This window comes from Streptomyces sp. CB02261, assembly GCF_001905665.1.
Classification (GTDB): domain Bacteria; phylum Actinomycetota; class Actinomycetes; order Streptomycetales; family Streptomycetaceae; genus Streptomyces.
The window spans coordinates 558,643-570,705 of record NZ_LIVX01000005.1 but is presented as its reverse complement, the minus strand read 5'-3'; the positions used below and the strand labels follow the sequence as shown (position 1 = coordinate 570,705).

The window sequence follows — 12,063 nt, the reverse complement described above, 5'->3', positions numbered from 1 at the left end:
CCTGTCGGTCGCTCAACGGGAGATGCCAGCGATGGCGGCAGCGACACCGGCTGTCTTAGCCGCCGTCCGGGCCCCGCGGTGCCTGACGGCCGGTGGTGAAGGGGCGCGTGTCGGCGTCGGCTTCGGCCGCGTCGGCGAGTGCCTCGGCGGCGGCTTCCGCCGCCTGCGCCGCGTCGTCGGCCGCCTGGGCGGCGGCCCTGTCCTCCGCGGACGTCTCCCGGGTGGCCGGGGATTTGGGCAGCACCTCGTTGAAGGCGCGGGACACCCCCTGGAGGGCGGAGGTGACCTCGCTGGGGATCACCCAGAAGGTGCTGCCCGCGCCCTGGGCGAGCTGCGGCAGCATCTGCATGTACTGGTAGGCGAGGAGCCCCGGGTCGGGGTCGTTGCGGTGCACGGCCTGGAAGACCTCGTCGACGGCCCGGGACTGCCCCTCGGCCTTGAGGATCTCGGCGGTGCGGTTACCTTCCGCCCGGAGCACGGCGGCCTGCTTGTCCCCTTCGGCGGTCAGGATCTGCGACTGGCGCTGCCCCTCCGCTCCCAGGATCGCCGCCCGCTTGTCGCGCTCGGCGCGCATCTGCTTCTCCATGGCGTCCTTGATGGACTGCGGAGGGTCGATGGCCTTGATCTCCACGCGGTTGACTCTCAGCCCCCACTTGCCCGTCGCCTCGTCGAGCACGCCGCGGAGCTGGTTGTTGATGGTGTCCCGGGAGGTCAGGGTCTTCTCCAGGTCCATGGAGCCCACGACGTTGCGCAGGGTGGTGACGGTGAGCTGTTCGACGCCCTGGAGGAAGTCGGCGATCTCGTAGGCGGCCGCTCGCGGGTCGGTGACCTGGAAGTACAGCACGGTGTCGATCTCGACGACCAGGTTGTCCTCGGTGATGACCGGCTGCGGCCTGAACGAGACGACCTGTTCGCGAAGGTCGATCACCGGATAGACGCGGTCGACGTAGGGGATGACCAGGTTGAGCCCTGGCCTCAGGGTGCGCCGGTAGCGGCCGAGGCGTTCGACGTTGCGGGCCCGAGCCTGCGGCACGATGCGTACCGCCCGCACGACGGTGAACACCGCGAGGGCCGCGAGGATCAGACCGGCTATGAGCAGTCCCGGCACGTCCATGACTCACTCCCGGGGGTAGACGACGGCGGTGGCGCCGTCGATCTCCATGACGTCGACGGTCACTCCCGGAGGTATTACCAGCGTGTCGTCGTAGGCGCGGGCCGTCCACTCCTCGCCACCGATGCGGACCCTGCCGCCCAGGCCCGTCACCTCTGACACGACATGGGCGGAGCGGCCCACCAGCGCGTCCGTGCCGAACCGCTCGGTCTGTGGCCCCCGCAGTTGGCGCACGGCGACGGGACGCACGAACAACAGGCTGACCACGGCCAGAGCGGTGAAGACGACGAGCTGCAAGGGTGGCGGGAGCCCCAGCGCGGCGGTTCCCGCCGTGACCGCCGCGGCGACGCCGAGGATCCCGAGTGCGGCGGTGAGGGTGAGGATCTCCGCCACCGCCAGCACCCCTGCGGCGATCAACCAGACCAGCCATAGATCCATGGCGCTCTCCCGGCAGGTGCGACTCCATGAAGGACCGAACAAAAAGTGCACCTTTTGTCGGTTATGCCCTTTTCTGTGAGGTAGCACGCCCAGGCGGGCGTGCCTCAGTGCTCCCGCTTCTGTCGGTACGTCCTGAGGGCGGGGTTGACGAACGGGTGCACATGACCACACGACCAGCAGATCAGGCCGGTCGCCGACTCGTTCGCCCACGCCATGTTGAAGAACTCCATTCCCGTGCTGTTCAGCAGCACCTCCCGCTTCCGGAACGTGTCGTTGCCGCACATCAGGCAGAGGATCGGGTGCTCTCCGATCGCCGCGTACAGGGGCTTGGCCATGCTGTCTCAGCCCTTCCTGCGTCAGTTGTGGCGGTGGGCGGAAGCGGTGACGTCGGCGGAGTGTGACGCGTGCCGTCCGGCGGGGCGCGCGAGGAGGTGGCGGGGGTCCGTCGCCCGGGTGATCGCGGCCTCGACGGCGGTGATGCGGTCGGCGAGCAGGCCGAGTGCGGCGACCGCCCGGGCCACGGGGTCGTCTGCGGATCCTCCGAGGGCTCGGGTACGGGCGTGGGTGGCGGTGATCTCGGTCCAGCGGGCGGTCTGTGCCGGGGTGAGGGTGCCGCGGATCGCGGCGAGCTTGAGGAGGTTGGCCTCGGCCTGGGTGGTGAGGGTCTGGGCCTCGGCGGTGTAGTGGTCGTCGATCACCGCGCTGAGCTCGGCGTCGTTCATCGCGGGTGAGATTCGGGCGGCGATCTTGTTCATGGTGCGGTACGAGCCCTGGAGCCGGAAGGGCGGCTCGGTGCGGGCCTCGTCGGTGGTGGCGGCCGAGGCGATGTACTCCTTGTTGACGGCGAGCACGGTCTCGCGGGCGTTGAGGAGGTGACGGAGGACGGTGATGACCTGGTCGAGCTCGGCGGGGGCGTAGGGGTGGGTGAGCCGGTCACGACGCGCTGTCGGGTCGCCGGCCGCCAACCGGGTCAGCAGCTCCAGGTCGGGGCGTTCACGGCCCGCTAGGGGCGCCAGGACCGGGTGGGACGTGAGGGCGTTCTCCACGAAGCTGAATGCGAAGGCCTTCTCCTTGCCGGTGAGGACGTCGCCGAGGTTCCACACGTCGGCCCGGTTGGCGAGCATGTCCGGGACACGAAAGGCCTGCCCGGACTCCGTGCAGGGGTTTCCGGCCATGCAGACGGCGAAGCGCTTGCCGCGGAGGTCGTGGCCGTTCAGGGTTCGGGTGGCGTCGCAGAGCGGGATGAACTTCTGCAGGAACTCGGGCGAGCAGTGCTGGATGTCGTCGACGTACAGCAGGACGTTGCTGCCCGCTGCCAGGGCGAAGGCGATCTTCTCCAGTTCCCGGCGGGCGGTCGCGTCGGGGGCCTCGGCGGGGTCGAGGGAGGTCGTCCGGTGTCCGAGGGCGGGTCCGTCGACCTTGACGAGGAGCAGGCCGAGGCGTTCGGCGACGTACTCGATCAGTGTGGTCTTGCCGTAGCCGGGCGGGGACAGGAGCAGCAGCAGGCCCTGGGAGTCGCTCCTCCTGGCATCTCCGGCCGCGCCAAGCTGTTTGGCAAGGTTGTCGCCGATGAGGGGGAGGTAGACCTCGTCGACGAGCCGGTTGCGGACGAAGGACGACATGACCCGGGGCCGGTACTCGTCAAGGCGGAGCCGGTCGCGCTCGGTGGCGACGAGCCGAGCCCTGCGCTCCTGGTACGCGCGGAAGGCCGGCACGTCGGTGGCGGCGAAGTACCGCGTCCTGGCCAGGAACTCGTCGAGTCGCACCTCCAGGGCGCGCCCCCGCAGGCGGGGGTGGTTGCCCAGGAGCCCGGGGACTGTCTCGGTGGTGGGGGCGGCGATCTCGTAGCGGTCGAGCTCCGGGCACAGTTCGACCGCTATGGCTTCGGCGAGGACGCCCTCGTCGAGCCGCTCCCCGGACGCTGCCGCGTAGGAGGTGAGCCAGGCCTCGACGAGCTGACGTCGCGCGTGCGGTCCGGTGAGGGAGGCGAGGGCGTCGTCGTAGGCGGAGGTGCCGACGGCGCGGCGGAACTTGTCGAGCAGGGTCCGTGCCGCGTCCGAGACGGCGAAGCCCGTTGGCGCGGTGGCGAGTTCCTCGACGAGGTAAGCGGCGGCCGCCGGGTCGCCGATCTCCTCGGCCAGCTCGTCCCGCAGGCCGTCGACGGCCGTCTCCGCGCCGAACAGGTCGCGGGCCCGGGTCAGGGCGTCGGCGCGGCGGGTCCACTGGTCGCGGGCCTCGGCGGTGGCGGTGTGGGCCCAGAAGATCTGGGCGGCCGCGCGTGCCGGAGCCGGGTACCTGAGCAGTCCGATGCTTGCGTGGAGCCGGAGGAGGGCCTGCAGGATCGCCGCCGCGTCGTGGTCGTGGACGCCGCGCTCGTACCCCTCGTCGTACGCGGCCTCGGCGGCCCGTCGCGCGAGCGCGGCCAGGTCCTCCCCCGCCAGTGTGCCGGCGCCGTGCTCGGCGAGGAGGCGCGCGGCGAGGTATTCGGACCGGTAGACGTCGGGCGACTCCGAGGGCAGGGTCCGGTCCCAGAACGGGCGGGTCTCGGCGAAGTCCGGGTCGGTGAGGGGCACGCGGTAGTCGGTTCCGGTCAGGCTGAGGGCGAGGGTGTCCTCGTGCGGTACGAGGGTCAGCTCGGGGGCCTGCCGGTTGCGGGCGAAGCGGTGCCGGCCGAGCCGGATCGTGGCGCCGCCGTCGGCGAAGAGCTCGCTGCGGTCCCGCAGCGAGCGACCTGCTTCCTGCCGGGCGGCGCCGAGGCGGCTCTCCAGTTCCTCCGCCCGTGCCTCCTCGCCGAGTTCCCGCAGCTCGGCGCCGGTGCGCCGGATCTTGGCGACCATGGGGTCGGAGGCGAAGTACGTGTTCACCTCGTCCAGGTCGGCCAGCGTTCCGGCTCGCCGGGCGACCGCTTCCAGGGCGCGGCCGGCCGATGCCGCGAGGCGCTCGGCGCGGCGGGCGCGGGCGTCCTGGAGGGACTGCCTGCGCGCGGCGAACGCGTCGTACAGCTCGGCGCGCTTGTCGGCGATCTCGCCGAGGAAGCCGTCGTGCTCGGCGAAGCGGGACTCCAGGTTCTCCAGCTGGAGCAGCAGCCGGCCGAGCTGGCCCTCGCAGCGGTCGGGGGTGTCCGCGGCGGCCAGCGCGCCGGTGGCGGTCTGGCCGAGCAGGGCGAACTCGGCGGCGAACTCCGCCCGCCCCTCCTGGTCGAGGAGTTCGGCGCGGCGGGCGGCGAGGAGGGCCCGGGCGCGGTTCAGCGCCCCCAGGACGTCGGCGATCCGTTCCAGGATCGAGGTGCGGACGGTGGCGTCGCCGATGTCGAGGCCGGCGATGATCTCGCTGAGCGTCCGCAGGCCGGCGGTGTGCGTGTCGAGCCGTTCGGCGACCGGGCCCGCGCCCGCCACGGTGGTGACGGCGCCGGCCTGGGTCGCGAGCCGTTCCGCCTCGGCGTGGTGGCTGGTGAAGGCGTCCTCCCGCCGGAGGAAGGCGAAGGCCCGCTGGGCAGCCGAGGCGATGTCGGCCTCGACGTCCCCGGCGAGGGTGTCGATGCCGTCCGTGTCGGCGTACCGCATGTCCTTCAGGGTCACCAAGTGGCCCTGCGCCCGGCGGAGCTCGGTGATCCGGGAGATCCACTCCTCGGCCGTGGCGGGCGCCTCGCCCCGGATGCGCCGGACCAGCCGGCCGACCTGCTGAGCGGAGTCCGCGAAAGCCTCCGCCGCCTGCCGGGTGAGCGTGGTCACCGTCTCGAACTCGTCGAGGACTTGCGCTGCGGTGGCCCGGAGTTCGGTCAGTGGGGTGCGCAGGTCGCCGGTCTCCGGGTCGCCCAGCCAGTGGTGGACGTCGCCCGCGCGCACGCAGGCGGCGACGAGGGCCTCGTAGACCTCGCCGGCGGGGGTCAGCTCGGTGGCCTGACGGGCGATCGTCAGGCAGTCGGCGATCCCCCGGACGAGATCCGCGTTGCCGATGCGGGCCAGCGGACCGTCCACGGCAGGGGTCGCATGCGTGTCGGAGACGTACGGGGTCCGCCAGATCTGCACGGGGTGGACCCGGCCGGGCTCTCCGGTCTCGTCGCGCAGCACGACCATCGTCCCGTCGTCGAGCAGCGCGTATCCGCGGCAGGACACCGGATGGGCGATCTCCTTGCGGATCAGGTTGTACGGCAGGAGGAGACCGCGGCGCTCCGGCCGGGTGTGGAAGGCGAAGAGGAGGTTCTCGCCGTCGGACGAACGGATCGCCCGGTCGAAGACCAGGTCCGAGGTGTCGGTGTCGAAGGTCTTCACCGCACCGGAGGCGAGGCAGTAGCCCCCGGGGAAGACGATTCCCTCGTCCTCGGGCAGCCGCATACACGACTGACCGATGCCGTCGAGCCTGACCACGCTCCCGGTGAGAGCGTTGAAGACGAGGTGGCGGACGACCTCCTCTTTGTACGGGCGGACACGCACCAGGGTCAGGGCCCCTACGACCGCGTACGCGACCTCGGCGTCAGCCAGTGCCTGGAGCGGCTCGTCGACCGGCTCGGCGTACACGCCCTCGGCCCTCTCGGCGTCGTTCTCCGTCTTGAGCGTCAGCGCCCCGCCGACCGTGGAGACGAAGAGGCGGCCGCCGAGTGAGATGTGCGGATGCCGGCCCTGGACGTGGTCGTCGCGGGTCGTGTCCACCCAGTCGACGTCGTGCGAGGGCGGGAAGACGTGGTCGCGTTCTCCCAGGGCGTCGAGGAACCGCGTCTCGCCGGACGGCCCGACGGACCAGCGCAGGACGCGGATGTCGTCGGCCTTCTGCCCGGTCCGGAAGACGGCGAGGAGCCGGCTCTCCACGCGTCGCAGGCGGAGCAGGCGCGCGCCCCGGAAGTACCGGTGCAGCGCCGAGAACTCCCGTACGAAGCCGGGGTCGTCGAGGAGGCCGGGCACCGCGTCCTCGGACAGCGGGTTCAGGTCCCGGTCGTGGAGGGTGAAGACGTCGGCGACCGACGGCTCGGCGCTCTGCGCGGAGGCCGGGTGGGAGCCGAACAAGAGGACGTCGTCCCCGACAGCGGCGACGTCCAGCAGTACCCCGGCGCCCTCGGTGCGGACGCTGGCGGTGCCGGTGAGAGACAGCCCACCGGAACCGAAGGCGGTGGTGCGGGCGGTGTTGAGCGCCTCGGCACGCCCGGCCAGCTCTGCCGCCTGCGCCGAGAGGCGGTCGCGCAGCACCGCGTACGTGTCCTGGTCGATTCCGGTGCTCATGTCGATCCGCTCCTTGTCCCGTGATGGATGCGGGTCCGGCGCCGACAACCCCCGTATGCCGGCACCGGACCCGCTATGACCGCTCCCCCCGGGGCGGTCAGTTCGTGGCCGCGCCGTTCAGCGCGGCGGTCTCGGCCAGGGCGGCGGTGGCCGGGCCGGGGGCGTGCGCGTCGAGCACGCCGGACTTCATGACCTTCGCGAGCAGAGCGGAGACGCTGAGGTTCTGCACGTCGGCGCTGGAGAGCGAGCCGAGCACCCGGGTGAGGTCCTCGGTGAAGGACCCCTCCCCCATAAGCCACGGGCCGGCCAGCGCCTGCGCGGTCTGCGAGTGATCCATGAAGCCGTCGACGGACTTGCCGAGCGCGACGGACTGCACGAGCCGGTCGAGGAAGACCGACTCCCCGCCGACGATGTTGATGTCGGCGTTCTCCAGGCCGGTGGCGAGCACGGTGGCCTGCGCCTCGGCGACCTGCCGCTGCACGTCGAGGCCGGCGAGCCGGATCTCCTTCTCCGCCTCCAGGCGCAGCCGGTACTCCTCGTGGGTGCGGGAGGCCTCGTCGAACGCGGCGACGGCGATCGCCTTCTGGTTCAGCCCCTCCGCCTCGGACTTGAGCTTCTCGCCGATCGCGGTGGCCTCCGCGAGCGCCTTGGCCCGCAGCCCCTCGGCCTCCGCACGCAGGCGTGCCTCGGTCGCCTCGGCCTCGGCGCGGCCGGTCTTCTGGATGGCGTCGGCCTCTTTCTCCCGTACCTGCGCGGCCGCGAGGCCTTCGGCGGCGGCTTCGGCCTGGATGCCCTCGGCGAGGCGGATCTTGGCGCGGGCGTCCATGTCGGCGGCCTTGTTGCGGGCCTCGGCGAGGGTGAGCTGTTCGGCGGCCCGGTGGACGGCGGCCTGCTCGGCGGCCTCGGCCGCCTTGATGTCCTTGACCAGCCTCTCCTGGGCCTCCGCCTCGGCGGCGATGACGACGGCCTGCCGGGTGCGCTCGGCCTCCTCGACCGTCCGCAGCCGCTTGATCGACTCCTCCTGCTCGGCGACCGTACGGTCCACCGCGATCCGCTCGCGGATCACCTCTGCGATGTCCCGGCGCTCCGACTCCACCTCCTTCTCAGCAGAGATGCGGGTCAGCTCGGTCTCCCGGTCGCGGGCGATGACTTCGAGGAGGCGGTCCTTCTCGATCCGCTCGTTCTCCACGGCGATGACCCGCTCGCGGTTCTTCTGCGCCACCGCCACCTCGCGGGCCTGGTTCTCCCGCTGGATGCCGAGCTGCTCCTCCGTCTTCAGGAAGGCGCTCTGGGCCCGCAGCCGCTCCTCCTCCACCACCCTCGCGGTCTCGGCCTCCTCCCGGGCCCGGACGGTGTCGATCTCGCGCTTCTGCTTGATCTCGGCGTCGGCCTGGCGCCGCTCCAGCTCCAGGATGGCTTCGCGGGCGTCGACGTTCTGCCGGGTGATCTCCTTCTGCTCGTGCTGGCGGAACTCGTTCGTCCGGACGTTCTCCACCGCGGTCAGTTCGGTGATCTTGCGGATGCCCTGGGCGTCGAGGATGTTGCCGGGGTCGAGCTGGGACAGCGGGGTCTGCTCCAGGTAGTCGATGGCCGCGTCCTCCAGGCTGTAGCCGTTGAGGTCGATGCCGATGATCTCGATGATCCGGAAGCGGAGCTCCTCGCGCTTGGTGTAGAGGTCGGTGAAGTCGAGCTGCTTGCCGACGGTCTTGAGCGCCTCGGAGAACTTGGCGTTGAACAGCTCCTGCAGCGTCTCCTTGTCGCTGGCGCGTGCCGTTCCGATGGCCTGGGCGACCTTGATGACGTCCTCCACGGTCTTGTTGACGCGGACGAAGAACGAGATCCGGATGTCGGCGCGGATGTTGTCCCGGCAGATCAGACCGTCGCGCCCGGTCCGGGAGATCTCGATGGTCTTCACCGAGATGTCCATGACCTCGGCCTTGTGCAGGACGGGCAGGACGACCTGCCCGGTGAAGGTGACGTCGACCTTCCGCATCTTCGAGACGATCAGCGCCTTGCCCTGCTCCACCTTGCGGAACAGCCGGCTGACCACGAGGAGCGAGGCGACGACGATGAACAGGACAACGGCGACGAGCACGCCGATGCCCGAGGTGATGGCATCCATGAGGAACCCCGTGTCGATGAAGGAAGAGGGAAGCCGCAGGCTCGGGCGGCGGGACAGGAGGGCGCGCACCGGATGACGGGTGCTACCCGAGGAACTGTTACCTGCGTCGCCGTGCGGGCGCGGGGAGATGGTGCCGCCCGGCGGCGGCGGTCCGGTCCCGTTCGGGAGACTCCGCCGGGTCCGCGGAGTCCTACCGGAGGGGCCCGGGTTCGTCGGGAAAGAGCTTCGCCAGCGGCCGCACGAGGCGCCGGGTCACCCACCACGAGGCGACGGGAGCGAGCACCAGCAAGGCGAGCGAGAGGAGAGCAGAGAAGGGTCGGGGCACATCGGCGAGGCCGAGGAGCACGGAGCCGGTGACGCTCAGGATCCAGCCGCCCACGATGAACAGGGAGGCCGCCACCGCGACGGGCACCCGGCCGAGACGCAGCGCTTCGGAATCCACGTCGCCGTCGAAGCCGTCGCGCTCCACGGCACCGCACACCACCAGCAGCCAGAACACCGCCACGGCGACCACGGCCGCACTGAACGACAACGAGGGGAAGCCGACGGCGGCGTTCAGGAACTCCCCCATGGCTCTCCCCCTGACGTGTCGCGGCTTCCGTCCTCCGGCATCAGACCAAGGCCCATGCCCTTCCGACAGCCATCCTGAAGCAGAGTCACCTTCCTTCGCATTGCCGTAACCCGGAAGTCTTTGACGTCTCCCTGATGCCGGTGGCGAGCCCTCCCGGGGGACGTGCCAGGCTTGGTCCCTTCGCGTCAAGAACTCGTCAGAGACGCGTCAGGAAGCCGGGAGGGGCCGTGACGGAGAGGGAACCGAGTGAGGAGTACCTGGACGGGTACGCAGCGATCCTGACGGACGTCTGCGCGACCGGCCGCGGCCTGTCTCGCGAGGAACGCGACGCCCTGCGCTCTCGCGGGGAGCGGGCGGCGGAGGCCGGTCTTGGGCTGCGGGCTCTCGTCCGGGCGCATCTCTCCGCCGCCGAACGGGTGCGGCCCGGGCTTCCGAGGGCCGCCGCCGACCACCTCCTGAGCGCCGTCGGACAGGCCGTCGACGCGTTCGCCGAGGGCCACGAACGCGCCCAGCGCCTGGCAGTGCGGCAGGAGGAGGCCGCACGGCGCGAGTTCATCGACGACCTGCTCTACGGCCGGAGCGATCTGGGCAGACTGGCGGAACGTGCCGAACGTTTCGGGCTGCTGCTGTCCCACGCGCACGCCGTGGCCGTCGCCCAGGGGCGGGAGCCGTACAGCGACGGCTACGAGGTCACCCGTACCGTCGAAGCCTCCCTCGCCACCCGCTTCGGCAACCGCCGCATCCTGCTCACCACCAAGGACGGCAGGCTGATCTGCGTCGCCCCTGCCGACCAGCCCGACGTGCTCGCCCACTTCGCCAAGCAGGCGTACGCCGCCACCGACGGCGGCCAGGTGGCCGTCGGCCGCGCGCACCCGGGTGCTGGCGGCGTCGTCCACTCCTACGAGGAGGCCCTCAACGCCCTCGACCTGGCCGACCGCATGGGCTTGGACGAGCCGGTCCTGTACGCCGCCGACCTCCTCGTCTACCCCGTTCTGACACGCGACCGACAGGCCATGGCAGATCTCGTCAGCACGGTGCTCGGACCGCTCAGGGAGGCTCGTGGCGGCGCGAAGCCACTTCTGGACACTCTTGCCGCGTACTTCGACACCGGCTGCGTCACCGCCCAGGCGGCCCGTCGCCTCAGCCTCAGCGTGCGGGCGATGACCTACCGGCTTGAGCGCATCCACCGCCTCACCGGAGCCGACCCCGGCGACCCGGTCCAGCGCTACACCCTCCAGACCGCTGTCGTCGGCGCCCGCCTCCTGAACTGGCCCGACCAGCCCCTGTGATCACGGGGCTGGTCGGGCAAACTGGGGGGTGGAAGGACCGTCTGTCCACCGTCTTCGCCCCTAGGCGGTCACCATGAGTCACTCCACCGATGCCCCACGGATCCTCGGCGAAATCGAGCGCAGTCTCACTCACGACGATCCCGCCTGGCCTCCCTGATCGACTCGCTGAACGCACAGTTCCCCGAGCGCCGGCATCACCCGCGATCGCCCCAGCCCAGGCCGTAGCCGCCGCGTCGTGGCAGCAGCCGTACTCGCCGTCATCGCCCTGCTGGCGCTGATCCTCCCCGTCATACCGAGCGATCGGTCCGCCCCGCCCGAGGGCAGCGACGGAGGGCCGACAGCGCTCTCCGCTCGTTCGGCGCCCGACGGCCACGGTCCTCCATAGCCCGAAGAGGTGGGACGTCACGCGGTTCCCCGCGCGCACAGGGCGGGGCTCGTATGCTCGTTGTCGATCTGAGGGGGCCGTCAAATGCCATGGACCGCTGGAACCGGACCGTCCGTCCCACTGCTGGCGAGCGGGTCCGTACTGACAGCCGCCGGAGCTTTCATGTACTTCGTCCCACAGCTGCAGACGCCTCTGTTCGGTGTCGGGTCGCTGGCGCTCGCGTTCGCTGCCGCCGTGGCCGTCTCGGTCCGGGCACAGCGATGAGATCACGCGTCTGCGCCGGGTTCCTCAGGCAGTGCCGCACGCCTGGTCATCGACGCCCCGACCGGGATCGCCCCGCCAGAACGTCGTACAGGATCACGAGGACGATCGAGCACCCGATCATTCCCAGGGCGCTGTAGGCGCATGCCCTCAGTACGCCGCCTGTCGCCCCGGCCAGGCGTGCCACCTCGTCGGTCAGCACGGCCGCGTACAGCGTGACGCCCGCGGCACCCAGCAGGCGGGTGGGCGCGCCTGTCCGGGCGAGGCGGCCCGGCCTCCAGCCCAGGAGAACGGCGGTGCTTGGCACCAGGAGCAGCGCCGCGCCGCCGATCAGCAGTGTCCAGCTCGCCCAGGTACTCACGTCAGAGCGCCCGAATCATCGGGGCGGGAGGAACGCACCCGGTGGCGGCGTAGCTCGAACAGGCCGATCGCCGCCGTGGCCACGAAGAGGGGGAAGGCGAGCGTCTCGGCGATGGCGGTGGCTCCGGTGGCCCGGCTGAGACTGGCCGCGAGACCGGCGCACAGCAGTAGCCCGGGAAGGGCCCGTCGCCGGCGCGGCAGCGTACTGATCCGCCAGACCCGGACGCTGACGACGGTGTTGAACGTGAGGAAGGCGATCGCCCATAGGGCGAGCACGACAAGAGTGAGGGGCATGGCCGGGGCTCCAAGGGCA

General features: G+C 71.2%; 9 protein-coding genes. 1 reads left to right on the top strand and 8 read right to left on the bottom strand.

Going from position 1 to position 12,063, the window contains the following annotated elements; translation table 11 throughout:
- Positions 1-55 precede the first annotated feature (55 nt).
- The 6 genes from AMK29_RS20120 to AMK29_RS20095 all read right to left on the bottom strand — a co-directional run bounded on the left by AMK29_RS20120 (position 56) and on the right by AMK29_RS20095 (position 9,455).
- On the bottom strand, positions 56-1,114 hold the full coding sequence (locus tag AMK29_RS20120) for an SPFH domain-containing protein (protein ID WP_073814660.1): 1,059 nt from the start codon (positions 1,112-1,114) through the stop codon (positions 56-58).
- 3 nt (positions 1,115-1,117) lie between these two features.
- Positions 1,118-1,549 (bottom strand): NfeD family protein, encoded by a 432-nt coding sequence (locus AMK29_RS20115; RefSeq protein WP_073814658.1) that lies wholly within the window; start codon positions 1,547-1,549, stop codon positions 1,118-1,120.
- 104 nt (positions 1,550-1,653) lie between these two features.
- On the bottom strand, positions 1,654-1,884 hold the full coding sequence (locus AMK29_RS20110; protein WP_073814656.1) for a hypothetical protein: 231 nt from the start codon (positions 1,882-1,884) through the stop codon (positions 1,654-1,656).
- A gap of 21 nt (positions 1,885-1,905) precedes the next feature.
- Positions 1,906-6,762, bottom strand: coding sequence for a DNA repair ATPase (locus tag AMK29_RS20105; RefSeq protein WP_073814654.1), 4,857 nt, complete (start codon positions 6,760-6,762; stop codon positions 1,906-1,908).
- A 97-nt stretch (positions 6,763-6,859) separates the two neighbouring features.
- Positions 6,860-8,884: a hypothetical protein gene (locus AMK29_RS20100; RefSeq protein WP_073814865.1), complete on the bottom strand. Its 2,025-nt coding sequence runs from the start codon at positions 8,882-8,884 to the stop codon at positions 6,860-6,862.
- 190 nt (positions 8,885-9,074) lie between these two features.
- Positions 9,075-9,455 (bottom strand): hypothetical protein, encoded by a 381-nt coding sequence (locus AMK29_RS20095; RefSeq protein ID WP_073814652.1) that lies wholly within the window; start codon positions 9,453-9,455, stop codon positions 9,075-9,077.
- Between the two features lie 227 nt (positions 9,456-9,682).
- On the opposite strand from AMK29_RS20095, the gene AMK29_RS20090 reads away from it, so the two are divergent.
- A complete protein-coding gene (locus AMK29_RS20090) occupies positions 9,683-10,744 on the top strand; it encodes a PucR family transcriptional regulator (protein WP_073814650.1) in 1,062 nt (353 codons plus the stop codon).
- A gap of 695 nt (positions 10,745-11,439) precedes the next feature.
- Here the strand turns inward: AMK29_RS20090 and AMK29_RS20085 are convergent.
- Both AMK29_RS20085 and AMK29_RS20080 read right to left on the bottom strand, forming a co-directional pair.
- Complete coding sequence (locus AMK29_RS20085; RefSeq protein ID WP_073814648.1) at positions 11,440-11,751, bottom strand: hypothetical protein; 312 nt, start codon at positions 11,749-11,751, stop codon at positions 11,440-11,442.
- Positions 11,748-12,044 carry a hypothetical protein gene (locus AMK29_RS20080; RefSeq protein WP_073814646.1) on the bottom strand — a complete coding sequence of 99 codons (297 nt, stop codon included), beginning with the start codon at positions 12,042-12,044 and terminating at the stop codon, positions 11,748-11,750. The genes AMK29_RS20085 and AMK29_RS20080 overlap by 4 nt, the downstream gene beginning before the upstream one ends.
- Positions 12,045-12,063: the final 19 nt, after the last annotated feature.